At 67.8% G+C, this 25,229-nt stretch carries 24 protein-coding genes; 2 read left to right on the top strand and 22 right to left on the bottom strand.

The features are described from left to right. Nucleotide 1 precedes the first annotated feature (1 nt). Genes pyrF through pyrR form a run of 7 tightly spaced genes read right to left on the bottom strand, consistent with a single transcriptional unit; the run spans nucleotide 2 to nucleotide 8,978 of the window. Nucleotides 2–871, bottom strand: a complete 870-nt coding sequence (gene pyrF / locus ABIE00_RS09925) for an orotidine-5'-phosphate decarboxylase (protein ID WP_354259652.1) — start codon at nucleotides 869–871, stop codon at nucleotides 2–4. Next, nucleotides 864–4,208 (bottom strand): carbamoyl-phosphate synthase large subunit, encoded by a 3,345-nt coding sequence (carB, locus tag ABIE00_RS09920; protein ID WP_354259649.1) that lies wholly within the window; start codon nucleotides 4,206–4,208, stop codon nucleotides 864–866. Before carB ends, pyrF begins: the two co-directional genes overlap by 8 nt. Further along, on the bottom strand, nucleotides 4,208–5,515 hold the full coding sequence (gene carA, locus ABIE00_RS09915; RefSeq protein ID WP_354259645.1) for a glutamine-hydrolyzing carbamoyl-phosphate synthase small subunit: 1,308 nt from the start codon (nucleotides 5,513–5,515) through the stop codon (nucleotides 4,208–4,210). The genes carB and carA overlap by 1 nt, the downstream gene beginning before the upstream one ends. Nucleotides 5,516–5,534: 19 nt before the next feature. After that, nucleotides 5,535–6,053, bottom strand: coding sequence for a PH-like domain-containing protein (locus ABIE00_RS09910; RefSeq protein WP_331572786.1), 519 nt, complete (start codon nucleotides 6,051–6,053; stop codon nucleotides 5,535–5,537). After that, nucleotides 6,053–7,402 (bottom strand): dihydroorotase, encoded by a 1,350-nt coding sequence (locus ABIE00_RS09905; RefSeq protein WP_354259642.1) that lies wholly within the window; start codon nucleotides 7,400–7,402, stop codon nucleotides 6,053–6,055. The genes ABIE00_RS09910 and ABIE00_RS09905 overlap by 1 nt, the downstream gene beginning before the upstream one ends. Beyond that, nucleotides 7,402–8,397 carry an aspartate carbamoyltransferase catalytic subunit gene (locus ABIE00_RS09900; protein ID WP_331572791.1) on the bottom strand — a complete coding sequence of 332 codons (996 nt, stop codon included), beginning with the start codon at nucleotides 8,395–8,397 and terminating at the stop codon, nucleotides 7,402–7,404. Before ABIE00_RS09900 ends, ABIE00_RS09905 begins: the two co-directional genes overlap by 1 nt. Then, entirely contained in the window at nucleotides 8,394–8,978 is a 585-nt protein-coding gene (gene pyrR, locus ABIE00_RS09895) for a bifunctional pyr operon transcriptional regulator/uracil phosphoribosyltransferase PyrR (RefSeq protein ID WP_354259639.1), read from the bottom strand. Before pyrR ends, ABIE00_RS09900 begins: the two co-directional genes overlap by 4 nt. A 135-nt stretch (nucleotides 8,979–9,113) precedes the next feature. Between pyrR and ABIE00_RS09890 the strand changes: the two genes are divergently transcribed. Then, the gene (locus ABIE00_RS09890; RefSeq protein WP_354259636.1) at nucleotides 9,114–10,358 is read left to right on the top strand and encodes a PrsW family intramembrane metalloprotease; all 1,245 of its coding nucleotides are present in this window, start codon (nucleotides 9,114–9,116) and stop codon (nucleotides 10,356–10,358) included. Between the two features lie 73 nt (nucleotides 10,359–10,431). On the opposite strand, the gene nusB is transcribed toward ABIE00_RS09890, so the two are convergent. The 14 genes from nusB to ABIE00_RS09820 form a co-directional block, all read right to left on the bottom strand. Further along, the gene (gene nusB, locus ABIE00_RS09885; RefSeq protein WP_003800750.1) at nucleotides 10,432–10,842 is read right to left on the bottom strand and encodes a transcription antitermination factor NusB; all 411 of its coding nucleotides are present in this window, start codon (nucleotides 10,840–10,842) and stop codon (nucleotides 10,432–10,434) included. Then, nucleotides 10,842–11,405 (bottom strand): elongation factor P, encoded by a 564-nt coding sequence (efp, locus tag ABIE00_RS09880; protein WP_003800749.1) that lies wholly within the window; start codon nucleotides 11,403–11,405, stop codon nucleotides 10,842–10,844. The genes nusB and efp overlap by 1 nt, the downstream gene beginning before the upstream one ends. A 187-nt stretch (nucleotides 11,406–11,592) precedes the next feature. Continuing rightward, the gene (locus tag ABIE00_RS09875) at nucleotides 11,593–12,111 is read right to left on the bottom strand and encodes a tetratricopeptide repeat protein (protein WP_354259632.1); all 519 of its coding nucleotides are present in this window, start codon (nucleotides 12,109–12,111) and stop codon (nucleotides 11,593–11,595) included. Beyond that, nucleotides 12,111–13,199: a 3-dehydroquinate synthase gene (gene aroB / locus ABIE00_RS09870; protein WP_354259629.1), complete on the bottom strand. Its 1,089-nt coding sequence runs from the start codon at nucleotides 13,197–13,199 to the stop codon at nucleotides 12,111–12,113. Before aroB ends, ABIE00_RS09875 begins: the two co-directional genes overlap by 1 nt. Beyond that, nucleotides 13,196–13,837 carry a shikimate kinase gene (locus ABIE00_RS09865; protein ID WP_414640532.1) on the bottom strand — a complete coding sequence of 214 codons (642 nt, stop codon included), beginning with the start codon at nucleotides 13,835–13,837 and terminating at the stop codon, nucleotides 13,196–13,198. Before ABIE00_RS09865 ends, aroB begins: the two co-directional genes overlap by 4 nt. Continuing rightward, nucleotides 13,837–15,036 carry a chorismate synthase gene (gene aroC / locus ABIE00_RS09860; RefSeq protein ID WP_331572804.1) on the bottom strand — a complete coding sequence of 400 codons (1,200 nt, stop codon included), beginning with the start codon at nucleotides 15,034–15,036 and terminating at the stop codon, nucleotides 13,837–13,839. Before aroC ends, ABIE00_RS09865 begins: the two co-directional genes overlap by 1 nt. 26 nt (nucleotides 15,037–15,062) lie before the next feature. Next, a complete protein-coding gene (locus ABIE00_RS09855) occupies nucleotides 15,063–15,923 on the bottom strand; it encodes a shikimate dehydrogenase (protein WP_354259624.1) in 861 nt (286 codons plus the stop codon). Beyond that, nucleotides 15,920–17,653 (bottom strand): endolytic transglycosylase MltG, encoded by a 1,734-nt coding sequence (gene mltG, locus ABIE00_RS09850; RefSeq protein WP_354259621.1) that lies wholly within the window; start codon nucleotides 17,651–17,653, stop codon nucleotides 15,920–15,922. Before mltG ends, ABIE00_RS09855 begins: the two co-directional genes overlap by 4 nt. Further along, on the bottom strand, nucleotides 17,653–18,249 hold the full coding sequence (ruvX, locus tag ABIE00_RS09845; RefSeq protein ID WP_354259618.1) for a Holliday junction resolvase RuvX: 597 nt from the start codon (nucleotides 18,247–18,249) through the stop codon (nucleotides 17,653–17,655). The genes mltG and ruvX overlap by 1 nt, the downstream gene beginning before the upstream one ends. Before the next feature lie 6 nt (nucleotides 18,250–18,255). Beyond that, a complete protein-coding gene (alaS, locus tag ABIE00_RS09840; RefSeq protein WP_354259615.1) occupies nucleotides 18,256–20,934 on the bottom strand; it encodes an alanine--tRNA ligase in 2,679 nt (892 codons plus the stop codon). A gap of 106 nt (nucleotides 20,935–21,040) precedes the next feature. Beyond that, on the bottom strand, nucleotides 21,041–21,271 hold the full coding sequence (locus ABIE00_RS09835; RefSeq protein ID WP_172411874.1) for a DUF6167 family protein: 231 nt from the start codon (nucleotides 21,269–21,271) through the stop codon (nucleotides 21,041–21,043). 18 nt (nucleotides 21,272–21,289) lie between these two features. Beyond that, a complete protein-coding gene (locus tag ABIE00_RS09830) occupies nucleotides 21,290–21,664 on the bottom strand; it encodes a DUF948 domain-containing protein (RefSeq protein ID WP_003800727.1) in 375 nt (124 codons plus the stop codon). Nucleotides 21,665–21,809: 145 nt separating this feature from the next. Further along, the gene (rpsD, locus tag ABIE00_RS09825; RefSeq protein ID WP_215049997.1) at nucleotides 21,810–22,436 is read right to left on the bottom strand and encodes a 30S ribosomal protein S4; all 627 of its coding nucleotides are present in this window, start codon (nucleotides 22,434–22,436) and stop codon (nucleotides 21,810–21,812) included. A 172-nt stretch (nucleotides 22,437–22,608) separates the two neighbouring features. After that, entirely contained in the window at nucleotides 22,609–24,129 is a 1,521-nt protein-coding gene (locus ABIE00_RS09820; RefSeq protein WP_354259610.1) for a replication-associated recombination protein A, read from the bottom strand. A gap of 63 nt (nucleotides 24,130–24,192) precedes the next feature. On the opposite strand from ABIE00_RS09820, the gene ABIE00_RS09815 reads away from it, so the two are divergent. Continuing rightward, nucleotides 24,193–24,897, top strand: a complete 705-nt coding sequence (locus ABIE00_RS09815; RefSeq protein ID WP_354259607.1) for an acVLRF1 family peptidyl-tRNA hydrolase — start codon at nucleotides 24,193–24,195, stop codon at nucleotides 24,895–24,897. 5 nt (nucleotides 24,898–24,902) lie between these two features. Here ABIE00_RS09815 and ABIE00_RS09810 read toward each other — a convergent pair whose 3' ends face one another. Beyond that, nucleotides 24,903–25,226, bottom strand: coding sequence for a 2Fe-2S iron-sulfur cluster-binding protein (locus tag ABIE00_RS09810; RefSeq protein WP_354259604.1), 324 nt, complete (start codon nucleotides 25,224–25,226; stop codon nucleotides 24,903–24,905). Nucleotides 25,227–25,229 lie beyond the last annotated feature (3 nt).

Here is a 25,229-nt window from a genome sequence, read left to right as displayed (position 1 = left end):
ACTATTCGGACCGGAGCCCCGCGAGGGTGCGCTGGGCCGCCTCGGTCAGCGCCCGGACGCCGGGGCCGGCCTTGAGGATGTCCCGGCTGGACGTTCCCAGGACCTGGGGGTACGCGGCGCCGAAGGTCCTACGGAGGTCTGCCGGAGTTGCCCCCTGCGCGCCCAGTCCAGGGGCGAGGATCGGCCCGCGGACGGCCCCGAGGTCAAGCTGCAGGTCCGTCAGCGCGGTCCCCACGGTGGCTCCCACCACGAGGCCCACCGACCCCAGGGCACCGGAGTACCGTTCGTTCTCCGCCGCGGCGGCCTGGACGATCCGGCGTGCCACGGAATCGCTTCCGCCCACGTGCTGCACGGAGGCGCCTTCCGGGTTGGAGGTCAGCGCCAGGACAAACACGCCGCGGCCGTGCCCGGCAGCGAGATCCAGGGCCGGCCGGAGGGACTCGAAACCCAGGTACGGGCTCAGCGTCACGGAATCCGCGGCGAGGGAAGAGCCGTCACTGAGCCAGGCGTCGGCGTACGCGGCCATGGTGGAGCCGATGTCCCCGCGCTTGGCGTCGGCGATGGTCAGCACCCCCTCGTCCCGCGCAGTGGCGAGAACCTCTTCGAGGACTGCCATGCCGGCCGACCCGTGGCGTTCGTACAGGGCCACCTGCGGCTTGACCGCGGCAGCGAGCGAAGACACGGCCTCCAGCGCGGTGAGCGAAAAGCGCCTCAGGCCGGCGGCGTCGTCGTTCAGGCCCCAGCTGGCCAGGAGGGCGGGGTGCGGATCAATCCCGACGCACAACGGACCGCGGTCCGCCATGGCCCGGCCCAGCCGGGAGCCGAACGACTCCCGGCCGGGGCCTGCGGCAGCGTTTCCTGCCTCAGGCATTCTGCTCTGCCGGGCTCTGCGCGGCGGCCTTCTTCAGGGCGGCCTCCTGCGACGCGAGGAGAGCTGCTGCGTGCTCCTGCAGGCTGGTCACGGACCAGGCGTAGGTGCGCAGGGCCTCGATGGCCTGGACGGCGGCGTTGAACTCGGCCACTGTGGTGATGCAGGGGATGCCGATGGACGTGGCGGCGGCACGGAGTTCGTAGCCGTCGCTGCGGGCCTCGCCGCCGGACGGGGTGTTGAACACCATGTCGATTTCGCCCGCAATCACGAGGTCGGCAATGGTGCCTTCACCTTCGGCGCTGCTGCCCTCGGCCACCTTTCGCACCGGGGTGGCCTGGATGCCGTTGCGGCGCAGGACGTCGGCGGTGCCGCCGGTGGAAACGATCTCGAAGCCGAGGTCGGAGAGGCGCTTGACGCCCATGATCACTGAACGCTTGTCGCGGTTGGCGACGGATACGAAGACCTTGCCTTCGGTGGGCAGCGCGTTGTTGGCCGCCGCCTGGCTCTTGGCGAAGGCGGTGTCGAAGTGCTTGTCGATGCCCATGACCTCGCCGGTGGAGCGCATTTCCGGCCCGAGCAGCGAGTCCACGACCTTGCCCTCCGGGGTGCGGAAGCGGCTGAACGGCAGGACCGCTTCCTTGACGGAGACGGGCGCGTCCAGCGGCAGCGTGGAGCCGTCGCCGGTTTCCGGCAGCATCTTGTACGCGCTGCGGAGCTGGCCGATGGTCACGCCGGTTCCGATCAGGGCAGCGGCCTTGGCCATCTGCACGCCGGTGGCCTTGGACACGAACGGCACCGTCCGGGAGGCGCGCGGGTTGGCTTCCAGGACGTAGAGGACGTCCGAGGCCAGCGCGAACTGGATGTTGATGAGGCCGCGGACGCCCACGCCTTCGGCGATGGCGCGGGTGGCGGTGCGGACGCGATCCAGCACGTTGTTGCCCAGGGTGATGGGCGGCAGGACGCACGCGGAGTCGCCGGAGTGGACGCCGGCCTCTTCGATGTGTTCCATGATGCCGCCGAGGTACATGTCCGTGCCGTCGAAGAGGGCGTCGACGTCGATCTCGACGGCGTCCTCGAGGAACCGGTCGATCAGCACCGGGTGCTCGGCGGTGATCTCGGTGGCGTTGGCGATGTAGCGGGACAGGTTCGGCTCGTCGTAGACGATCTCCATGCCCCGGCCGCCCAGGACGTAGGACGGGCGGACCAGGACCGGGTAGCCGATCTCGTCGGCGATCTTCTTGGCGTCCTCGAAGGACACGGCGGTGCCGTTCTTCGGGGAAACCAGTCCGGCCTCGTCCAGCACGCGGGCGAAGGCGCCGCGGTGCTCGGCGAGGTCGATCGCCTCGGGTGAGGTGCCGAGGATGGGCACGCCGGCGTCGGCCAGCTGCTGGGCCAGCTTCAGCGGGGTCTGGCCGCCGAGCTGGACGAAGACGCCCATCACGCCGCCGGTTCGTTCCTCGGCCGCGATGACCTCGAGGACGTCCTCGAGGGTCAGCGGCTCGAAGTACAGCCGGGTGGAGATGTCGTAGTCGGTGGAGACGGTTTCCGGGTTGCAGTTGACCATGACGGTCTCGTAGCCGGCCTTGCGCAGCGCCATGGAGGCGTGGACGCAGGAGTAGTCGAACTCAATGCCCTGGCCGATGCGGTTGGGCCCGGAGCCGAGGATCAGGATGGACGGCTTGGAGTGCAGCGCAACCTCGTCCTCCTCGTCGTAGGCCGAGTAGTGGTACGGCGTGTAGGCGGCGAACTCGGCGGCGCAGGTGTCCACGGTCTTGTAGACCGGGCGGATGCCCAGCGCCTGGCGGACGCCGCGGACCACGGCCTCGGAGTTGTGGGTCAGCGAGCCGATCTGTTCGTCGGAGAAGCCGTGGCGCTTGGCGTTGCGGAGCATGTCCGCGGTGAGGGCGCCGGAGCGGCGGATCTCCTGCGAGATCTCGTTGAGCAGCTGGAGCTGGTCCAGGAACCAGGGGTCGATCTTGGTGGCCTCGTGTAGTTCCTCCACGCTGGCTCCGCCGAGCAGGGCGCGCTGCACCTGGTGCAGGCGGTCCGTCGTCGGGCGCTTGGACTTCTCGATGAGCTCCGGGACTTCCCATTCGGGGACCGGGCTGAAGTCCAGTTGAGAGCCCTTCTGTTCGAGGGAGCGCAGGGCCTTCTGCAGGGCTTCGGTGAAGTTGCGGCCCATGGCCATGGCCTCACCCACCGACTTCATGGTGGTGGTGAGCGTGTTGTCCGCCGCGGGGAACTTCTCGAACGCGAACCGCGGGACCTTGACCACCACGTAGTCGAGCGTGGGCTCGAAGGAGGCGGGGGTCTTCTGCGTGATGTCATTCGGGATCTCGTCCAGGGTGTAGCCGAGCGAGAGCTTCGTGGCGATCTTGGCGATGGCGAAGCCGGTGGCCTTGGATGCCAGCGCCGAGGAGCGGGAAACGCGCGGGTTCATTTCGATGACCACGACGCGGCCGGTTGCGGGGTCGATGGCGAACTGGATGTTGCAGCCGCCGGTGTCCACGCCGACCTCGCGGATGACCGCGATGGAGATGTCGCGGAGCCGCTGGTATTCGCGGTCGGTGAGGGTCAGTGCCGGGGCCACGGTGATGGAGTCGCCGGTGTGCACGCCGACGGGATCGAAGTTCTCGATGGAGCAGACGACAACCACGTTGTCGTTCTTGTCCCGCATCATCTCGAGCTCGTATTCCTTCCAGCCGAGGATGCTCTCCTCGAGCAGCACCTCGCTGGTGGGGCTGTACTGCAGGCCCTGGCCGACGATGCGGCGGAGGTCCTCTTCGTTGTACGCCAGGCCGGAACCGAGGCCGCCCATGGTGAATGACGGGCGGACCACCATGGGGTAGCCCAGGTCGTCGGCAGCCTTCAGGGCCTCGTCCATGGTGTGGATGATGTGGCTGCGGGCGGATTCGGCGCCGCAGCGCTCCACGACGCCCTTGAACTTCTCGCGGTCCTCGCCGAGCTCGATCGCCGCGATGTTCGCGCCGATCAGTTCCACGTTGTACTTCTCCAGCACACCGTTCTTGTCCAGCGCGATGGCGGTGTTCAGCGCCGTCTGGCCGCCCAGGGTGGGCAGCACCGCGTCCGGGCGTTCCTTGGCGATAATCTTCTCCACCACCTCGGGGGTGATGGGCTCGATGTAGGTGGCGTCGGCGAACTCCGGGTCGGTCATGATGGTGGCCGGGTTGGAGTTGACGAGGATGACGCGAAGGCCTTCCTCCTTGAGGACGCGAAGGGCCTGCGTGCCGGAGTAGTCGAATTCAGCGGCCTGGCCGATGACGATCGGGCCGGAACCGATGACCAGGACGCTCTTAAGGTCAGTTCTCTTGGGCATTACTTCTTGTCCTCAGTCTTGTTGTCTGTCGTGTTCGGCTCGGCCTGGTTCTTAATGGCACCGTTTTGCTGGGCACCGGCGGGGTGCTGGGCGTCCACGGGTTCCTTGGACAGGTTGGCCGTGCGGCCGTCCCGGGTACCTTCCATCAGCTCGATAAAGCGGTCGAAGAGGTAGGCCGCGTCGTGCGGGCCGGCGGCGGCTTCGGGGTGGTACTGGACCGAGAAGGCCGGGATGTCCAGGCAGGCCAGCCCTTCCACGACCTCGTCGTTCAGGCTGACGTGGCTGACCTCGACACGGCCGTAGCGCTCTTCGGGCGCCTTGGTGGGGCCGTCCAGCGGGGCGTCGACGGCGAAGCCGTGGTTCTGCGAGGTGATCTCCACCTTGCCCGTGCGGCGGTCCATGACCGGCTGGTTGATGCCGCGGTGGCCGTAGCGCAGCTTGTAGGTGCCGAAGCCAAGGGCGCGGCCCAGGATCTGGTTGCCGAAGCAGATGCCGAAGTAGGGCAGCTTCTCGTCCAGGACGGTGCGGAGCAGCTTGACCTGGTTGTCGGCGGTGGCTGGGTCACCAGGGCCGTTTGACATGAAGAATCCGTCGGGGCTGACGGCCTTGACGTCGTCGATGGTGGCTGTGGCGGGCAGCACGTGCACGCGGACGCCGCGCTCGGCGAACCGCACCGGCGTCATGGCCTTGATGCCGAGGTCGATCGCCGCGATGCTGAAGCGCGCGTCGCCGTCCCAGCCGTGGTCCTTGGGCTCCACCACGTAGGCTTCCTCGATGCTGACTTCCTCGGCCAGCCGGGCGCCTTCCATCGGCTCGCTGGCGAGCACGGCGTCGACGAGTTCCTTGTCCGTGGCCTTGGCCGCCTCGCCGGAGAAGATGCCGGCGCGCATGGTCTTGTGCTCGCGCAGGTGGCGGGTGATGGCGCGGGTGTCCACGCCCTGGATGCCGACGATGCCCTGTTCGACGAGTTCGTCGTCGAGGCTGCGCTCGGAGCGCCAGTTGGACGGGCGGCGGGCGGCGTCACGGACGATGTAGCCGGCCACCCAGATGCGGCGGGATTCGGCGTCCTCGCTGTTCACACCGGTGTTGCCGATGTGCGGGGCCGTCTGCACCACCAGCTGGCGTGCGTAGGACGGGTCGGTAATGGTCTCCTGGTAGCCGGTCATGCCGGTGGCGAAGACCGCTTCCCCCAGGGCGGTGCCCTGCGCGCCGTAGCTGCGGCCGCGGAAGATGCGGCCGTCTTCGAGCACCAGGACGGCGGGGGCGGATGCTGCGGCCTGCGGCGCAGTTCCTGCGTTTACTGTCACTTCGGTTTCCGTCACTTTATTACTTTCCACTATGGGCACCTGCCTGGGGGCCTGGGGAGATCATTTCCTGAAGTTGTTGGAGGACTGCCGGCTTGTCCGCGGCGCGGCGGGTGCGGAAGCCGGTGTCCAGGGCGTGGGTTCCGAGCGTCCAGCTGAGGATCAGCAGCCCGTCCTTTTCCACGAATTTACCGGCCATGCCGCTGTCCTGCCGGACGCCGGCCAGCGAGGCCGCCGGGATGAACAGCGGCCGCGCGCCGGAGCGGTCCAGGAGCACACCTTCCGGATGGATGGAGAGCTCCGCGTTGGTGCGGATGCCGAGGCCGTGCACGGCGATCCTGTCCAGCCAGTCACCCGCGGTGGTGGAAGCCACGTACTGGCCGTCCGCCGAAATCAGCGGCTGGCCCAGCACGTCGGGGACTGCCGGCAGCTGCTCGATGCCGGACTGGCGCCGCAGCCGGCCGCGCCAGCCGATCCAGATCAGGACAAAAACGACGGCGACAACCGCCAGCATCGCAAGTCCGGGAAGGACTTTTTCCATCAGTTGGCACCTGCTGCGCCGGCAACCGGCGCTTCCGACAGGGAGCGGTAGGGCGTGTTGAGCTTGCCGTCCAGGACTGTGGGGTGGCCCTTGAAGAACGTGGCCACCACCTTGCCCGGAAGCTCCATGCCGCGGAACGGCGAGTTGCGTCCCATCGTTGCCATCGCGGAAGGGTCCACGGTCCAGCGTGCGGCCGGATCCACCAGGACGATGTTGGCGGGTTCGCCCTTCTCGAGCGGCCGGCCCTGGTCCGTGAGCCGGCCGATGCCGGCCGGCGCGGTGGAGGTGACCCGGGCGAAGTCGGCCCAGGTCATCAGGCCGGTTTCGATCATGGCGTGCTGGACCACCGACAGGGCGGTTTCCAGGCCGGTCATGCCCATGGCCGCCTGCGCCCACTCGCACTCCTTGTGCTCGCTCGGGTGCGGGGCGTGGTCGGTGCCGACCACGTCGATGGTGCCGTCGGCCAGACCGGCGCGCAGGGCCTGGACGTCGTCGTTGGTGCGCAGCGGCGGGTTGACCTTGTAGACGGGGTCGTAGCTGCGGACCAGGTCATCGGTGAGGAGCAGGTGGTGCGGGGTTACCTCGGCGGTGACATTGATGCCGCGGCTCTTGGCCCAGCGGATGATCTCGACCGAGCCTGCGGTGGACACGTGGCAGACGTGCAGCCTGGAACCGACGTGCTGGGCCAGGAGCACGTCGCGGGCGATGATGCTTTCCTCGGCCACTGCCGGCCAGCCGGTCAGGCCGAGGACGGCGGAAACCTGGCCTTCGTTCATCTGGGCGCCGGCGGTGAGCCGCGGTTCCTGCGCATGCTGGGCCACCACGCCGTCGAACGCCTTGACATACTCGAGGGCGCGGCGCATCAGGACCGGATCGTGGACGCAGATGCCGTCATCAGAGAACATGCGGACCCGGGCGCGGGAGTCTGCCATGGCGCCGAGCTCGGCGAGCTGTTCGCCGGCGAGGCCCACGGTGACGGCGCCCACCGGGCGGACGTCCACCCAGCCGGCGGCCTTGCCCAGGCTGTAGACCTGCTCGACGACGCCGGCTGTGTCCGCCACCGGGGTGCTGTTGGCCATGGCGTGCACGGCCGTGAAGCCGCCCAGGGCTGCGGCGCGGGTGCCGGTTTCCACCGTTTCCGCGTCTTCGCGGCCCGGTTCGCGCAGGTGCGTGTGGACGTCCACCATGCCCGGCAGGGCGACGAGGCCGGCCGCGTCGATTACCGTGGCGCCGTCCGCGGCGATGCCTGTTCCGCGGGCGGTGATCACGCCGTCGCGGATGAGCAGGTCCTCGGCGTCGCCGCCCAGGATCGCGGCGCCCCGGATCAGGTAAGTGGTTTCTTCAGCCATCAGTTGCTCTCCTTCAGGGTGGCGGCTGGTTCACGGGTGTCCCCGGAGAGCAGCAGATACAGGGCGGCCATGCGGATCGAGACGCCGTTCTTCACCTGTGCGAGCACGGTGGAACGGGGCGAATCGGCGGCGGCTGCGGAAATTTCCAGGCCCCGGTTCATCGGGCCGGGGTGCATGATGATGGTGTCCTTCAGGCCCAGTCTGTCCAGGGCCCGAAGCCTGTTGTCGTCAAAACCCCAGCGGCGGGAGTACTCCCGGGTGGAGGGGAAGAACGAGGCGTTCATCCGTTCGCCCTGGACGCGGAGCATCATCACCGCGTCGACGCCCTTTTCCAGGGTCTCGTCCATGTCGTAGCTGATGCTGCAGGGCCAGTGTTCGACGCCGATGGGCAGCAGGGTGGGCGGCGCCACCAGGGTGACGTCGGCACCCAGCGTGCGCAGCAGCCAGACGTTGGACCGGGCAACGCGGGAGTGCAGGACGTCGCCGGCGATGGCGACGCGCATGCCCCGCAGGTCCGCCCCCGTGGAGGGCAGGCCGGAGAGCTTGGTCCAGTGCCGGCGCATGGTGAACGCGTCCAGCAGTGCCTGGGTGGGGTGTTCGTGGGTGCCGTCACCGGCGTTGATGACGGCGGCGTCGATCCAGTCCGTGGCTGCCAGCCGGTGCGGTGCGCCGGAGGCCCAGTGGCGGATAACGACGGCGTCGGCCCCCATCGCGGACAGTGTCTGGGCGGTGTCCTTGAGTGACTCGCCCTTGGAGACCGAGGATCCCTTGGCGGCGAAGTTGATGACGTCAGCGGAGAGCCGCTTGGCTGCGGCTTCGAAGGAAATGCGGGTCCTGGTGGAATCCTCGAAGAAGAGGTTCACCACGGTCCGTCCGCGCAGGGCGGGAAGCTTCTTGACCTCGCGCTCCCCCACGGTCGACATCTCTTCGGCGGTGTCGAGGATGCGGACGGCGTTGGCCAGGCTGAGGTTTTCGGTGGAGAGCAGGTGCTTCATGCGCCGCCCTCGATTACCACTTCGTTGACCGCCTGGCCGTCGACAGCGTCGGTCTCCTCAAGCCGCACCCGGACTTTTTCGGCGGAGGAGGTGGGCAGGTTCTTGCCCACATGGTCGGCGCGGATGGGCAGTTCGCGGTGGCCGCGGTCGATCAGGACAGCCAGGCGCACGATGCGCGGCCGGCCGAGGTCCACGAGCGCGTCGAGGGCGGCCCGGATGGTCCGGCCGGAGTACAGCACGTCGTCGATCAGCACGACGACCTTGTTGTCGATGCCCGTCAGCGGCAGCTGGGTGTGGTGCGGTGGCCTCGTGGGCTGGTGGGAAAGATCGTCCCGGAACATGGTGACGTCCAGCTGGCCGACGATCGCGGCGGCGTCCACTGCGGGATCGGCGGCGGCGATTTTCTGGGCGAGCCGGACTGCAAGCGGGTAGCCGCGGCGGGGAATGCCGAGCAGCACCAGATCCTGGGAGCCCTTGTTGGCCTCGAGGATTTCATGGGCGATCCGAGTGAGGGCACGGTCAATGTCCGCCTGGTTGAGTACAACCCTGGCCGGAACCGGTGCCTGCGTGACATGAGTCATCGCTCGTCTCCCCTTTCCCCGCCTCACGGGACGGAATTAAAAAAGGAACATTTGCCTTCCAAAATTACCACACGGGCGTCTGCCTCCGGCCCCGGCAGAAGGCGTTGTCCGTCACACCGCACTAGGCTCGTGTCTATGTCGATGAACCCGCAGCAGAGGCAGTTCCCCGGACCTGAGTTTCCCGGGCAGCCCGCGAATCCCAGCTGGATGGGGCACGTCCAGCCGCAGAACTACAGGCCGGCGCCCGGGCACAGCGGCGGCGCCGTGGACCAGGTCATCCCGGAGGCCGCGTCCACCGTGGCCGCCCGCCCGGGGGCGGGGACGCTGGGGCTCGTCGTGGGCGGCGGGGTACTGGCCTTCGTGAGCCTGTTCCTGGTGGTGCCGTTCCTCCTGGCCAGCACCGGCGTCACCGGCTTCGTCATCGGTTTTGTTGCATCCCTGATCCCGCTGGCGGCGGTGCTCACCGCAGTGGCCGTCATTGACCGGTGGGAACCGGAACCGAAGCGCCTGCTAATTTTTGCCTTCACCTGGGGCGCGGCCGTTTCGATCGCGGTGACGCTGCTCATCCAGCCGGTCTTCGCCCTGGCGGCCCCGGCCACCGACGAGGAGTCCTTCCGCGATTTCATGACCACCGTGCAGGCCCCGGTGGTGGAGGAGTTCGCGAAGTCCCTGGGCCTGCTGCTGCTTCTTTTGTTCGCCCGCCGGAACTTCGACGGCCCCGTCGATGGCGTGGTGTTTGCTTTCACCATCGCCGGCGGCTTCGCGTTCACCGAGAACATCCTCTACTTCGGCCGGGCGATCGCCGAGTCAGGCACACCCGGCAGCGACCTTGTCCAGATCTTCTTCCTGCGCGGGGTGATGTCGCCGTTCGCGCATGCCATATTCACCGGGACCACTGGCCTGGTCATGGGCCTGGCGGCGCGGCGCGGGCACTCCGGAATCTCGGTGCTCGCGTTCTTCGTGGGCCTGGTCCCCGCCATGATCCTGCACAACAGGTGGAACAGCATGGGCCAGGACTTCCTGGCCCAGTACGTCCTGGTGCAGATCCCGATTTTCCTGCTCGCCGTGGCCTGCATCGTGGTGCTGCGGATCGCGGAAACGCGCCTCACCCGGCAGCGGCTCCAGGAGTACGCCGCCGCCGGCTGGTTCGCTCCAGCCGAGGTGGATCTCCTGTCCACTCCGGGCGGCCGGCGGCAGGCCGTCCGCTGGGCCGGGTCGTACAACCGGGGCGAGGAGATGAAGGAGTTCGTCAAGGCGGCGACGCGGCTGGCCTTCACCCGGCAGCGGATCCTCAGCGGCAGGGATGTCCCGTCGCACCAGCAGGACGAGGCGCAGCAGCTGCGCCATCTGACCGCGCTGCGGGCGGCTGTCCAGCAGTAGGGAACAGTTCAGCAGAAAAATGCAAAAAGTCCCTGCCGGCAAACCGGCAGGGACTTTCTGCGAATACCTCAGCTCAGGCGAGCAGGGACGGCTTCAGCTGCTGAAGGCGCCCCAGGAGGCCGTTGATGAACGACGGCGACTCGTCGGTGGAGAGCGTCTTGGCCAGAGCGACAGCTTCGCTGACGGCAACCCCGTCGGGAACGTCGTCGTTGTAGAGCAGTTCCCAGGTGCCGATCCGCAGGATGATGCGGTCCACGGACGGCATGCGCTCCAGGGTCCAGCCCTGTGAGTAGGTCTCCAGGAACTCGTCGATGGTGGCCTGCATCGACACGACGCCTTCGACGATCTCGAGGGTGTACGGATTGACGATCTGGTCGGTCCTCTCGCGGCGCGCACGCAGCACGTCGAACGCCGAGACAGAACGCTGCTCGGCTTCGAAGAGGACCTCGAGAGCCCTGTTGCGGGCTTTACCGCGGGCGCTCACTAGTCGTTGACCCGGCCCAGGTAGCTGCCGTCGCGGGTGTCAACCTTGACCTTGGTGTTGTTCTCGACGAACAGGGGCACCTGGATCTCGTAGCCTGTTTCCAGGGTGGCGGGCTTGGTGCCGGCGGAGGAGCGGTCGCCCTGCAGGCCCGGCTCGGTGTAGGTGATTTCCAGGACAACGCTCGGCGGCAGCTCGATGTACAGCGGGGTGCCTTCGTGGATGGCGATGTTGACCATCTGGTTTTCCAGCATGAAGTTGGTGGCATCGCCCACAGTGGCGCCGGAAACGGTGATCTGGTCGTAGTCCGAGGTGTCCATGAAGACGAAGTCGGCGCCGTCCTGGTACAGGTACTGGTAGTCGCGGCGGTCCACGGTGGCGGTCTCAATCTTGAGGCCGGCGTTGAAGGTCTTGTCGACGACCTTGCCGGACATGACGTTGCGCATCTTGGTGCGCACGAAAGCGCCGCCCTTGCCCGGCTTGACGTGCTGGAACTCGATAACGTTCCACAGCTGGCCCTCGAGCTTCAGGACGGTTCCGTTCTTGATGTCGTTTGTGGTTGCCACTGGTTTCCTCTGGTTGTGTCTGACTGGTTCTGGCTGCCAGCTGTTATGCCAAGCGGGCATGCCGAACGGCGCGCCAGCGTGTGTTTATCAAAAATCCAGAAACTATTCTATCGGAAAAGGCGGCCACGCTTTTCGGGCCCCCTGCCGGAGCGGCCGGAAGCCCGGCCCGGTCCGGCCGGAGGACCGGTCAGGACGCCAGTTCGAAGACGTCCCGCGCCCGCTGCAGCGCCACCGTTGAGGAGTAGATCAGCGCAGCGTCGGCGGACTGCGCCACCCGGAGGTCCAGCGCCCGTGTGAAGGATTCCACGGCGGCGCCGATGTTCCCTGCCGAAAAGTACGCCTGGCCCAGGTACTGGTGGGCGAGGGCCTCGTTGGCTGTGCCGTGCGCCTCGGAGAGGAGCTGCCGGAAGAGCTCGACGGCGCGGTCGTAGCGGTGCGAGACGCGCAGGACGTCCGCTTCGTAGGCCCGCAGCCGGAACGACTCGGGGTCCTTGTAGCGTGCCTCGGCCAGCAGTTCGGCGGCGTCGGCGGCGCGTCCCTCGACCAGCAGCACGAGGACCCGTTCGGCGGGGTCGGTGGATTCCTCGAGCGCGGCCGCGCACGTCTCTTCGCTGATGATTTCAGGCAGCAGGGATTCGGGGTTGACCCGGATCCCCGGGAATCCGCCGTCGGGCCATTCGATTGTTCCGCTCTGGTCGTCGCGCATCAGGAAGCAATCTCCTGGTAGGCGGCGAAAAGCAGGGAGGTATCCGGCACTTCCAGGATTCCCGGCTTGGCGATCCCGTCGAGGACCACAAAGCGGAGCAGGTCGCCGCGGGACTTCTTGTCACGGCGCATGCCGTCCAGCAGCCCCTGCCAGCGGTCGCGCCGGTAGGTGACGGGCAGCCCGAGGGATTCGAGGATGCTGCGGTGCCGGTCGGCGTCGGCGTCGCTGAGCCGGCCAACGCTGCGGGACAGCTCGGCTGCAAACATCATGCCCACCGAGACGGCGGCGCCGTGCCGCCAGGAATAGCGCTCCACGAGTTCGATCGCGTGGCCCAGGGTGTGGCCGTAGTTCAGGATTTCGCGGAGACCGGATTCCTTGAGGTCCTCCGACACGACGCGGGCCTTGACGGCGATGGCGCGTTCGATCAGCTCACGGAGAATGTCGGAGCCGGGATCCGTCACTGCGTCGGGATCCTTCTCCACGAGGTCCAGGATGGCGGGATCGGCAATGAAGCCGCACTTGATGACCTCGGCCATGCCGGAGATGATCTCGTTCCGCGGCAGGGTCTTCAGCGTGTCCAGGTCCGTGAGGACGGCTGCGGGCGGGTGGAAGGAACCAACCAGGTTCTTGCCTTCGGCGGTGTTGATGCCGGTCTTGCCGCCCACGGCGGCATCGACCATGCCGAGGAGGCTGGTGGGCATGTGGATGACCTTGACGCCGCGCAGCCAGGTGGCGGCCACGAAGCCGGCGAGGTCGGTGACGGCGCCGCCGCCGACGGAGACCACGGCATCGGAGCGGGTGAAATCGTTCTGGCCCAGGACCTGCCAGCAGAACGCGGCAACCTGGATGTGCTTGCCTTCCTCGGCGTCGGGGATTTCGGCGGTGACGGCCGTGAAGCCGGCAGCGGCCAGTTCATCCCGGACGGTGTCGCCGGTGAGCCGGAGGGCCCGGGGATGGATGACGAGGACGCGGCGGACGCGCTCCCCCAGCAGTCCCGGCAGCGTGCCGAGCAGGCCGCGGCCAACTACGACGTCGTAGTTGTCCCCGGCCGACTGGCCGGTGACCTTGATGACGGTTGATTCGCTCACTTTTCAACTTCCTGTTTCGCGGCAGCACTTCCGTTGGCTGCCGTCGTCGCGGTTTTGTTGATCTCGCGGGTGGTGGTTTGGTGCGGCTTGCCGGCGGCGAAGTCGCACAGTGCCGCTTCCAGCTTCAGGCCAAGCTGCGGCACGGTTCCCTGCCGGACATCAAGCACGATGTCCGCGAGGCGTTCATAGACCGGCTTTCGGGTTGCGAACAGCGCCTTCCAGCGCCGGATGCCGTCACCTGCCAACAGCGGCCGTCCGGAGTTCTTGGCGATCCGGGCGGCGACGGTGTCGGCGTCGCACTCCAGGTAGACCACCGTGCACCGTTCCAGCAGCTGCTGGGTGCCGGAGTCCAGGACCGAGCCGCCGCCCAGGGAAACTACGGTGGCGGTGCCGGCCGCGGCCTCAATGATGCGCGCAACCGTCCGGGCTTCGATCTCCCGGAAGGCCCGCTCGCCGCGGTTGGCGAAGATGTCCGCGATGGAACCGTGGCCCTCCACGATGACCGCGTCGGTGTCCACGAACGGGGCATCCAGCTGTTGCGCAAGCTGCTGCCCGATCGCGGACTTGCCGACCGCCATTGGCCCAATGAGCACAATGGGCCGGTCCCCTGCGGCGCAGGGTGTGTTGCTCCGGGGCACTAGAGTCCGATCGTATCCAGCGACGCCGGAATGCTCTCGAGGTAGCCCTTGATGTTGCGGGCGGTCTCGGCCACGGAGTCGCCGCCGAACTTTTCGGTGACGGCCTCGGCCAGGACCAGCGCAACCATGGCCTCGGCCACCACGCCGGCAGCCGGAACCGCACAGACGTCGGAGCGCTGGTGGTGGGCCTTGGCGGCCTCGCCGGTGCTGATGTCGATGGTCTTCAGGGCGCGCGGCACGGTGGCGATGGGCTTCATGGCGGCCCGGACGCGCAGGACGTCGCCGATGCTCATGCCGCCTTCGATGCCGCCGGCGCGGTTGGACGTGCGGATGATCCGGCCGTCGGAGTCCTTGACGATCTCGTCGTGGGCGGCCGAACCGCGGCGTGCGGCGGTGAGGAAACCGTCGCCCACCTCAACGCCCTTGATGGCCTGGATGCCCATGAGGGCGGCGGCCAGGCGGGAGTCCAGGCGGCGGTCCCAGTGGACGTAGCTGCCGAGTCCCGGGGGCAGGCCGTAGGCGAGCACCTCCACCACGCCGCCGAGGGTTTCGCCTTCCTTATGGGCGGCGTCCACCTCCGCAACCATGGCGTCGGATGTTTCGCGGTCGAAGCAGCGCAGGGGGTCGGCGTCGAGCGCAATCACGTTGTCCGGCAACGGCAGCGGCCGGCCCTCGGGGACGGTAACGCTGGCGATGGAGACGGTGTGGCTGACGAGCTCGATGCCGAGGTGCTTCAGGAACTGGGCGGCAACAGTGCCCATGGCAACACGTGTGGCGGTTTCCCGGGCGCTGGCACGTTCCAGCACGGGGCGGGCCTCGTCGAAGCCGTACTTCTGCATGCCTGTGAAGTCGGCGTGTCCGGGGCGCGGCCGGGTCAGCGGGGCGTTGCGGGCCTGGCCTTCGAGTTCCTCCGGGGCCACAGGATCGGCGGACATGATCTGTTCCCACTTGGGCCATTCGGTGTTGCCCACCTGGATGGCTACGGGGCCGCCCTGGGTGATGCCGTGGCGGACACCGCCGAGGATCGTGACGACGTCCTGCTCAAACTTCATCCGCGCCCCGCGGCCGTAGCCAAGCCGCCGGCGGGCAAGGGCATCGGCGATCTGCCCGCTGGTGAGTTCAACACCTGCGGGGACGCCTTCAATAATTCCGACCAGTGCCGGGCCATGGGATTCACCGGCGGTCAACCAACGCAACATAAAAACCATCCTGCCATGTCTGGCGGTCAGGACACCCGCCGGGGTGCCCCGACTGCGTCGCACATCACATCTATGACGTCGGCACTTCCGGCCTCTGCCAGGCCGGTGAAATGGCGGACCTGCTCCACCGCCTGGTAGAGCAGCATCTCCAAGCCGGGGACCACTGTTCCGCCACCGGCATGCCAAGCGGCGGCGATTTTGCTGGGCCAGGGGTCGTAGGCAACGTCCAGCAGGACGCCGTCGGTGCGCCGTCCCAGTGCTTCCAGCTCCGCCGCCATCCCGTCGGCCGCCCGCGGCGGCAGGGTGGAGATTACGACGCCGGCTCCAGCCATCGCTTCGACGGCACCGTCGAGGGAATGGACGGTGATGTCCATGCCGAGCCCGCTGGCCGCAGCCCTGGCTTCTTCAGCCCGGGCGGTGTTCCGGACGTACAGGTCCACGGACACGGCGCCAAGCTCCTGCAGGGCTGCCACTGCCGCGGCCGCCGTTCCGCCGCCGCCGAGTATGACGGCCGAGGGGCCCTCGGCCGCGCCGGCATTGCGGAGGGCGTTGACTATTCCCGCGACGTCGGTGTTGTAGCCGACGCGCCGCGCGGACGCTCCCGCCTCCTCGAACACCACAGTGTTGATGACGCCCAGGACCCGGGCGACGCCGCGGACCTCATCCACCTCGCTGACCATCGCCTTCTTCAGCGGCATGGTGACGGACAGCCCCCGCCAGCCGGGCTCGGTACGGACGGAGTCCATGAACGCCGGCAGCGCCTCCTCGGTCACGTCGATGGCGCTGTAGCCGATGTCCGCTCCGAGCCGCGCGTAGGCGGCAAGGTGGAGCGCCGGCGATTTCGAATGGCCGATGGGGTGCCCCAGGACGGCTGCCCGCAGGCTCATACGCAACGGCCCGGGTTGGCCTCGCACCAGGCGTTGTACTGCTCGACGTAGCCGTTGTGCTCGGCAAGCGTCTTGGAGAACTTCGTTTCCTTGGTGTCGAGGTTGATGGTCACCCAGTACAGGTAATCGTTGTTGTTCGGCTTGGCCGCCGCGTCGATGGCCGTCTTGCCCGGCGATCCGATGGGCCCGGCAGGCAGGCCCTTGATGGCGTAGGTGTTGTACGGATTGGACTTGTCGGCCTTTTCGGCCTCGTCGATGTGGAAGGTCTTCTTGCCCAGGCCGTAGGTGACGGTGGCGTCCGACTGGATCAGCCCGTTGGTTTCCGTGTTGGTGGGCTTCAGGCGGTTGTAGATGGCGCCCGCCACGTCCTTGTATTCGGCCTGGCCGCCCTCTGCCTGCACGATGCTGGCGACGGTCACGACGTCGTACTGCTTGGCGGCGTCCGTGACGCCCTGGGCCTTCAGTTCGTCCTGGGTGGACTTGACCAGCTTGGTGAGGATCTCCTTGGCGGTGGATCCCAGCGGGAAGCGATACTCCCCCGGGGCCAGGAAGCCTTCCAGGTTCTTCGCCTTCGAGGTCAGACCGAACTGCTTGGGTGAGTCGCTGAGTGCCTTGAGCTGGGCCAGGGAAAGGCCGGACCCTTCAGAGATGGCCTGCAGCGATTCATCGATGCGCAGGCCCGCGCTGAGGGCGAAGTACATGACCTTCGCCTGTCCCTCGTTGAGGAGCACGGAGACGGCGTCGGAGTTCTTCATTTCCTGCTTGAACTCGTACTCCCCCGGATTCAGCGTGCCGCCGGACGCGGTCAGGGCCGCCATGAAAGTTTCGGAGTTGGCCACCACCTTCGCGTCCTCGAGCTTGGCCGCGACGGACACCGGCCCTTCGCCCGGAACCACCGATACCTTGACCTGTCCGGTGCCGGGGCCGGGATAGTCGGCCGGCTTGTCGTTCCCCAGCAGCGGCTTCAGGAACTGCGCGCCGACGACGGTGGCGGTGACGAAGAGCGCGAGGGTCAGCAGGAGCGCCACGAGGCGGCGCCGGCGGCGGACCTTCTTGGAGGGCCGTGCCACCGTGGCCGCGCTTTCGGCGCCGGCCAGGAGCTGGTGCCCCACAGCCTGCTGCTCGTAGTGCGCATGGTCCTCGTAGGTCTCGTGGGCTGCCGCGTCATGGTGGACGTCATAGTGGTCGACGTCTTCGTGGTGGACGTCCCCGTGGTGGCCGTGTGCGAACTCGGCAAAGTGCGGCGCGTCCTCGTTCTGGACGCCGTGGATCTCAGCATCCACATACCCGGCGTCGGCGGGAGCTGCCGCGCCGGCATGTTCGGCGGGGTCGTGGATGGTTGGCGGAACCGGCGGAGCGTCGGGAACTTCGGCGGCCGGAAGCGGCTGGGCATCAGGAACCTCGGCGGCCGGAACAGGCCGCGCCTCCGGAACCTGGGCGGCAGGGATGCGGGGTTCCGGCACGGCGGATGCAGCCGGAACGGCGGCCGGTGTCGTCGCCATTGCCGCCGTCCGGGGGCTCGCCAAACCGGAGGCCGATGACCCGGCCCGCTGCGCGGTGCCGACTCCGACGTGCACCTCTTCACCGGACTCGTAGGCCTGCTCGGGCACGGCATCGCCGGACTCGGCGGTGATGGCCTTCTCGCGGGCGCGGATCTCCTTGCGTGTCAGGGGCCGTCCGGCGTCCATGAAGGGGCCGCCGGAGGAGTCGTCGCTATTGACCGGGCTCACTATAGCTGTCCATCCTCTGAAGATTGTGTTTCCTTTTCCGGATCAGGCCGTTCAGCAGTATCTGCGGCGGCGTGTCCGGGCAGCCCCGTACGGGGAAGCGCGCGCACACGGCTCCCCACATCCGTTCCCCTGGCTTTTTGCATATCGATGGCGTGCTGCAGGATTCCTGCAGCCGCAACCTGATCCACCACTTTACGGTGATTTTTGCTGCTCATGCCAGCTTCGTGAAGGTTGCGGTGGGCCGTGACGGTGCTGAGCCGTTCGTCAACCAGGTGCACCGGGACGTCCAAACCTGCGCGGTCCAGCTCGTCAGCCAGCAGCTGGGCGTACTCCGTCGCCATGCGGGCTGAGGCGTGTTCCTCGCCCTTCATGGTCCGTGGCAGGCCTACGAAAATCTGCACGGCTCCCCGGTCTGCCGCCAGGGCGGCAAGGACCCGGACATCCGAATTCTTCTTGGTATTGCGGTCCAGCGTCTTCAGCGGTGTGGCGAGAATCTCATCCCGGTCACAAATTGCGACGCCGACGCGGACGGTCCCCACATCCACCCCCAGTTTGATGCCCCGGGGGTGGACGTGCGGCTCAGCGGAGGAAGTCACGGTTGGTTAGCGCCTGGTGACAGCATCGACGACGGCGGTCAGTGCGGCGCCGACCTTGGAGGCGTCGGTACCGCCGCCCTGGGCGACGTCGTCCTTGCCGCCACCGCCGCCGCCGAGGATTCCGGCCGCGAGCCGGACCAGGGCACCGGCCTTCACGCCGGCTTCACGGGCGGCTGCGTTGGTTGCCACCAGGATGACCGGGCGGTCGTTGCTGACGCCTGCGACGGCAACCGTTGAGGCCTCGGAACCCAGCCGGTTGCGCAGGTCCAGGGCGAGGCCGCGGATGTCGTCGGCTCCGCTGACCTGGCCGGCGTCGTGCGCGATGACCCGGACGCCGGCGGCGTCCACGGCGGTTCCCGCGAGCTGGGCGGCAGCGGCCGCGAGCTGCTCCTTCCGGAGCCGCTCGAGTTCCTTTTCCGTGGCCTTCAGCTTGGCGAGGGTAGCGGAGATCCGGTCAGCCAGCTGGCCCGAGGGCACCTTGAGCATTTCGGTGAGTTCGGTCACCAGGGCGCGTTCGGCGGCCAGGTGCCGGAAGGCGTCCATGCCGACGAACGCCTCGACACGGCGGTTCCCTGACCCCACGGACTGCTCGCCGAGCAGGGACAGGCTGCCGATGAGGGAGGTGTTGGACACGTGCGTGCCGCCGCACAGCTCGCGGGACCACGCGCCGTCGATCTCCACAACCCGGACTTCGCTGCCGTAGTTCTCGCCGAACAGCGCCATGGCGCCGAGGGCCTTGGCTTCGGCGAGGCCCATGACCTTGGTCTCCACGTGGAAGTTGTTCCGGATGGCGAGGTTGGAGACTTCCTCGATCTCGGACTTGGTGGCGGCGCTCAGCCCTTCGCCCCAGGCGAAGTCGAAGCGCAGGTAGCCGGCCTTGTTGAACGAACCGCGCTGGGTGGCCTGCGGGCCGAGGATCTGGTGCAGCGCCGCGTGCACGATGTGCGTTCCGGTGTGCGCCTGCTCGGCAGCGTGGCGCCGTTCGCGGTCCACCGCTGCCCGGACCAGGGCGTCGGAGGCGATCTCGCCCTCGCGGACGATGGCCTTGTGGACGCTCAGGCCCTTGACCGGACGCTGGACGTCCAGGACCTCGACGACGAAGCCGTCGCCGGTGATCAGGCCGGTGTCGGCTGCCTGGCCGCCCGCTTCGGCGTAGAACGGGGTCTCGGCGAGGACGAGTTCGATTTCGTCGCCGGTGGCGGCCTGGGCCACCTTGCTGCCGCCGCTGAGGATGCCGCGGACGCGGGATTCGCCCTCGAGGTCGGTGTAGCCGGTGAAGACGGTCTCGCCCTCGGCCAGCAGCTCCTGGAAGGCGGAGAGGTCGGCGTGGCCGCCCTTCTTGCCCTTGGCGTCGGCCTGGGCGCGCTGGCGCTGCTCGAGCATGAGCTTGCGGAACTCGGGCTCGTCCACCTTCAGCCCGGCTTCCTCGGCCATTTCGAGCGTCAGGTCGATCGGGAAGCCGTAGGTGTCGTGCAGTGTGAAGGCGTCGGCACCGGAGAGCGGGCGGCCGGCGGCCTTGGACTCGTTGACGGCGTCCTCGAGGCGGGCCGTGCCGGACGCGATGGTACGCAGGAACGCCTTTTCTTCGGCGTAGGCGATCCGGCTGATGCGGTCGAAGTCCGTGTCCACGATGGGGTACACGCCCTTCATGGCGTCCCGCGACGCGGGCAGCAGGTCCGGCAGGCAGGCCTGTTCCACGCCCAGAAGGCGCATGGAGCGGACCGCGCGGCGGATGAGGCGGCGCAGCACGTAACCCCGGCCTTCGTTGGAGGGCGTGACGCCGTCGGCGATGAGCATCAGGGCCGAGCGGATGTGGTCGGCGACGACGCGCATGCGGACGTCATCGGTGTGGTGCGGATCGTCCTCGGTCTCGGCGGAGGTGTATTCCTTGCCCGAGAGCTTGGCAGCCATGTCGATGACCGGACGGACCTGGTCGGTCTCGTACATGTTCTCGACGTCCTGCAGGATCATGGCGAGGCGTTCCATGCCCAGGCCGGTGTCGATGTTCTTCTTGGGCAGTTCGCCCATGATGTCGAACTCGACCTTCGAGCGGACGTTGTCGATCTGGTACTGCATGAACACGAGGTTCCAGATCTCCACGTAGCGGTTCTCGTCGGCGATGGGGCCGCCCTCGGCGCCGTAGGCCGGGCCGCGGTCGTAGTAGATCTCCGAGCAGGGGCCGGCCGGGCCGGGCTGGCCGGTGGACCAGTAGTTGTCCGACTTGCCCATGCGCTGGATGCGCTCAGCGGGCACTCCGGTGTTCTTGAGCCAGAGTTCCTCGGCTTCGTCGTCCTCTTCGTAGACCGTCACCCAGAGCCGTTCGGGCGGAAGTCCGTATCCGCCGTCGGCAACGCCCGTGGTGAGCAGCTCCCACGCGAACTTGATGGCGTCTTCCTTGAAGTAGTCCCCGAAGGAGAAGTTGCCGCACATCTGGAAGAAGGTGCCGTGGCGGGCGGTCTTGCCCACCTCCTCAATGTCACCGGTGCGGATGCACTTCTGGACGCTGGTGGCCCGGGTGTAGGGCGGTTCCTCGCGCGCGGTCAGGTACGGGATGAACGGCACCATGCCGGCAACCGTGAACAGCAGGGAGGGGTCGCTGGAGACCAGCGATGCGGAGGGAACCGCCGTGTGGCCTTTGCTGACGAAAAAATCGACCCAGCGCTTTGTGATCTCCTGCGACTTCATGAGCTGATTACTTACCCTTCTTGGTTCACGCATGCTGGCGCGTGACAGTTTGATTCAGAGGCAGTCCCGGTGTCGGTGGGCACTGCAGGTTTTAATTCTCGCGCGTTTAGCGGCGGACGACGTCCTGGGATTCGACACCCAGCGCGGTGCGCAGGTCCGTTTCCCGTTCGCGCATGCCGGCGCGGACGGCGTCGGCAAAGTCGTACACGCCGTCGGCGAGCCGGCCCACGGCCCGGTTCAGGCCTTCGGGGCCCAGCGCCGACTGCGCTTCGGTGACCTTGCGGAACGCGATGACCCCGATGGCCACGCCGATTCCCATCCAGACAAGTCGTTTCATTTCAGTTCTCCGGTGGACTTAGCGGCTGCGGCGGCCGGTGGCGGGCTTCTTGCGGGTGGCGAACGCGGAGCGGACGCCGTAGCTGAACGCAGCCACCTTGATCAGCGGCGAACCGACAGTCGCGGCCACGAGGGAGGACAGGGCGGAGATGTTGGCCGAGGCATCGGAAACGTTGGAGGCGATGCCGTCCACTTTCTTCAGCTGCTGGTTGGTGGTGGAGACCGTCGCGGTGACCTCGTCCATGAGCGGGGTGGCGCCGTCACTGATGGAGCGGATGGAGGTCCGCACCTCATCAAACACCCGCCCCAGCTTGAGGATGGGCACAGCAAGCAACAGGACCAGGAGCGCAAATACCCCGGCCGCGATCAGGCCGGCAATATCGCCACCAGACATAGACGTTCATCTCCTTGAAACTCCGTGGAACTGTACCGGGCATGCGGCGGCCAAAGTGCTGCAGCCGCAAATGTCCCCCAAGTACCTTACATACAAAGAAGCCCGCGGCGCTTGCCACGGGCTTCTTTGTATACGCTGCCGGAATTTAGCGTGCGTAGAATTCGACGACGAGCTGCTCTTCGCAGGTCACGGGGACCTCGGAGCGCTTCGGGCGGCGAACCAGGCGGGCCTGCAGTGCGTCGAGCTTGACGTCCAGGTAGGCCGGAACCTGGGGCAGGACGTCGCGGTGGGCGCCGGCTGCTGCAACCTGGAACGGAGGCATGGTTTCGCTGCGGCTGTGGACGTGGACCAGCTGGCCCTCGCCGACGCGGAAGGACGGGCGGTCAACGCGGATGCCGTCAACCAGGATGTGGCGGTGCACAACCAGCTGGCGGGCCTGTGCGATGGTGCGGGCGAAGCCGGCACGCAGCACGAGGGCGTCGAGGCGCATTTCGAGCAGTTCGATGAGGTTTTCACCGGTCAGGCCCTTGGTGCGGCGTGCTTCTTCGAAGGCACGGGTCATCTGGGCTTCGCGGATGCCGTACTGGGCGCGCAGGCGCTGCTTCTCGCGCAGACGTACGGCGTAGTCGGAGTCCTGCTTCTTGCGGGCACGGCCATGCTCACCGGGGCCGTACGGGCGGCGCTCCATGTACTTGGCGGCCTTGGGGGTCAGAGCGATGCCGAGGGACCGCGAGAGGCGGGCCTGACGGCGAGCACGAGTGTTGTTAGCCACTTGTGTCCTTCCAAATATCTGCGGTGTGTCAGTGTTACTGGCCTCCACGATGGAGAGCATCGGCCAACCGCTGCCTTTTGCTACTGGGCACAGGGCACAGCTCCGTCGAACTAAAATTCGGTGGATTGTGCGTCCGTGCCTTGCCAGACAAACATCCATCCTACCACGGCGGTCACTTGCCCCGGACGATCTTCCGCAGCCGTTCAAGCCGGACAGCGATGTCCCGCTCCGCACCGTTTGCTGTGGGCTCGTAATAGTCGCGGCCCACAAGATCGTCCGGCGGATACTGCTGGGCGGCCACCGAGTGCGGGGCATCGTGGGCGTACTTGTAGCCCACTCCGTGGCCCAGCTGCTTTGACCCTGGATAGTGCGCGTCGCGCAGGTGCGCGGGGATCCCGTTGCCCAGGCCCGCCCGCACGTCAGCGACGGCCTTGTTGATGCCCATGTAGGCCGCGTTCGACTTGGGCGCCGTGGCCAGGTGGACCACTGCCTCGGCGAGGACGATGCGGCCCTCAGGCATACCGATGAGCTGCACGGCCTGTGCCGCGGCAACCGCCGTCTGCAGAGCCGTCGGATCCGCCATGCCCACGTCCTCCGCGGCCGAGATCACGATGCGCCGGGCCACGAAGCGCGGGTCCTCCCCCGCCTCCAGCATCCGCGCGAGGTAATGCAGGGCCGCGTCCACGTCAGAGCCCCGGATGGACTTGATGAACGCGCTGGCCACGTCGTAGTGCTGGTCCCCGGCCCGGTCGTATCGCACGGCTGCAGCGTCCACGGCACGCTCGGTGTGCCGCAGGTCCACGGTGACAGGCTCCCTTGCACCTACATCAACCGTGCCGCCTGCAGCACTGTCACCGTCCTCATCGGTGTCGCCGTCCCCCGCAACGGCACTTTCGACGTCGTCCGCGTCACCGAAGGCAACGCCGGCAGCGGCCTCCAGGGCCGTGAGCGCCCGGCGGGCGTCCCCGCCGGACAGCCGGACGAGGTGTTCCAGGGCCTCGTCGCTGAGCCGGACGTTGCCGTTCAGCCCGCGCGGATCCTCGACGGCCCGCACCAGCAGGCCCTCGATGTCCGCGTCCGTGAGCGGCTTGAGAGTCAGGAGCAGGGAGCGGGACAGCAGCGGCGAGACCACCGAGAACGACGGATTTTCCGTGGTTGCCGCCACCAGGACAACCCAGCCCTTTTCGACGCCGGGCAGCAGCGCGTCCTGCTGGGCCTTGTTGAAGCGGTGGATCTCGTCCAGGAACAGGACGGTGGTGGTCTTGTACAGGTCGCGGGCGGTCAGGGCGTCGTCCATGACGCGGCGGACATCCTTGACCCCGGACGTGATGGCGGAGAGCTCCACGAACTTGCGCCCGGGACCCCGTGCGATCACATGGGCCAGCGTGGTTTTCCCAGTGCCTGGCGGACCCCAGAGGATGAGCGAACTGGGGCCGGCCGGACCGGCAGCATCGGCACCAGCTGCCAGCTGCCGCAGCGGTGACCCCTGGCCCAGCAGGTGCTGCTGGCCCACCACCTCGTCAAGCGTGCGCGGACGCATCCGGACCGCCAGCGGGCTGCGCGGCTGGGCAGAACGGGACTGTGTTGAGCGGGACTGGGCTGAACGAAACTGGCCGGAGTCAGCGGCGTCGTCGTTGTCGCCGTCGTTCCCGTCGTCGCTGTCCTGTGCCGCCGAACCAAAGAGATCATCCACATAGATAGGCTACTTCTAGATTCAGCAGGAAAAATCCGGCCACGAAAGCGGGGAAAACCGGCCATGCCAGGCAGCCGTCCGGAACAGGGACATCAACCGCAGGGAGAGCCAGCGCAGGGACGCCCGGCGTCCACCAGGACCGCCTTCGTCCCCGGCCCGCGGCTGGCCGGGTGGGTTGACCGGTTTGCTGCCAGCCACGGTGCCCTTGACTATGGGGACCACGACGACGGCGTACGGCTGGCTGCCGCGGACGGCGCCACCGCCCTGCTGGTGCCGCCCTGGCCGGACGACGGCCGGCCGGGGCGCGGAGCCGGCCTGGTGGAGCGGCTGGCTGCGCTGGCGGCCCAGCCCCGCACGGTGGGCCTGCTCCTGGTCCGCCGCGGAGGATACGGCGTGGCCGTGGCCAGCGAGGGGATCATCCTCGCCGCCAAGACCGGTTCCAAATATGTGCAGTCCCGCACCGCGGCCGGCGGCCAGTCGCAGCAGCGGTTCGCCCGGCGCCGCGCCAACCAGGCGGACGCGATGGCGGAAGCGGTGGCGGAGCAGGCGCGGCTGGTGTTTTCCGGCCAGGCCTTCGAATACATCGTCCCCGGCGGTGACCGCGCCCTGGCCGACGAAGTTCTGGCACTGCCTGCCCTCAAGCCCTGGGCCGGCAGGCCGCGACTTGCCTACCTCGACGTCCCGGATCCCCGCGCGGCCGTCCTGAAGAAGGCCGCGGCGGACGCCTGCGCGGTGCGGGTCACGGTGACGGACCCGCCCGGCAGCTAGCTGCTCTACTCTTGCGGCGCCAGCGTCACGGTGACCCCGTTGAGGTCCCGGCTGAAGCCCACCTGGCAGGAGAGCCGCGAGCCGCATTCCCGGTAGCCCTCAGCCTCCGCGAGCAGCTCGAGTTCGTCCTCGCTGCGGTCCTCGAGGGTGTCGAAGACCTCCTGCTCCAGGAACACGTGGCACGTGGCGCAGGAGGCGGTGCCGCCACAGGATGCCAGCACGGGCAGGTCGTTGTCCCGCAGGGCCTCCATCATGCTCTGGTCCGGCTCCCATTCAAGGTCATGGGTGGCGCCTTCACGGTCGACGACGGTCAGTTTGTTGTTGCTCATGCC

Source organism: Arthrobacter sp. OAP107, from assembly GCF_040546765.1.
Classification (GTDB): domain Bacteria; phylum Actinomycetota; class Actinomycetes; order Actinomycetales; family Micrococcaceae; genus Arthrobacter.
The sequence above is the reverse complement of the archived record's forward strand: the minus strand, read 5'-3'. Positions and strand labels throughout refer to the sequence as shown.

Excerpts from the sequence above, each read along its gene's own strand:
- pyrF (WP_354259652.1), bottom strand. The coding sequence starts at position 871 with ATGCCTGAGGCAGGAAACGCTGCCGCAGGCCCCGGCCGGGAGTCGTTC.
- carB (WP_354259649.1), bottom strand. The coding sequence starts at position 4,208 with ATGCCCAAGAGAACTGACCTTAAGAGCGTCCTGGTCATCGGTTCCGGC.
- ABIE00_RS09910 (WP_331572786.1), bottom strand. The coding sequence starts at position 6,053 with ATGGAAAAAGTCCTTCCCGGACTTGCGATGCTGGCGGTTGTCGCCGTC.
- ABIE00_RS09905 (WP_354259642.1), bottom strand. The coding sequence starts at position 7,402 with ATGGCTGAAGAAACCACTTACCTGATCCGGGGCGCCGCGATCCTGGGC.
- ABIE00_RS09900 (WP_331572791.1), bottom strand. The coding sequence starts at position 8,397 with ATGAAGCACCTGCTCTCCACCGAAAACCTCAGCCTGGCCAACGCCGTC.
- pyrR (WP_354259639.1), bottom strand. The coding sequence starts at position 8,978 with ATGACTCATGTCACGCAGGCACCGGTTCCGGCCAGGGTTGTACTCAAC.
- ABIE00_RS09890 (WP_354259636.1), top strand. The coding sequence starts at position 9,114 with ATGTCGATGAACCCGCAGCAGAGGCAGTTCCCCGGACCTGAGTTTCCC.
- ABIE00_RS09875 (WP_354259632.1), bottom strand. The coding sequence starts at position 12,111 with ATGCGCGACGACCAGAGCGGAACAATCGAATGGCCCGACGGCGGATTC.
- aroC (WP_331572804.1), bottom strand. The coding sequence starts at position 15,036 with ATGTTGCGTTGGTTGACCGCCGGTGAATCCCATGGCCCGGCACTGGTC.
- ABIE00_RS09855 (WP_354259624.1), bottom strand. The coding sequence starts at position 15,923 with ATGAGCCTGCGGGCAGCCGTCCTGGGGCACCCCATCGGCCATTCGAAA.
- alaS (WP_354259615.1), bottom strand. The coding sequence starts at position 20,934 with ATGAAGTCGCAGGAGATCACAAAGCGCTGGGTCGATTTTTTCGTCAGC.
- ABIE00_RS09835 (WP_172411874.1), bottom strand. The coding sequence starts at position 21,271 with ATGAAACGACTTGTCTGGATGGGAATCGGCGTGGCCATCGGGGTCATC.
- ABIE00_RS09830 (WP_003800727.1), bottom strand. The coding sequence starts at position 21,664 with ATGTCTGGTGGCGATATTGCCGGCCTGATCGCGGCCGGGGTATTTGCG.
- ABIE00_RS09815 (WP_354259607.1), top strand. The coding sequence starts at position 24,193 with ATGCCAGGCAGCCGTCCGGAACAGGGACATCAACCGCAGGGAGAGCCA.
- ABIE00_RS09810 (WP_354259604.1), bottom strand. The coding sequence starts at position 25,226 with ATGAGCAACAACAAACTGACCGTCGTCGACCGTGAAGGCGCCACCCAT.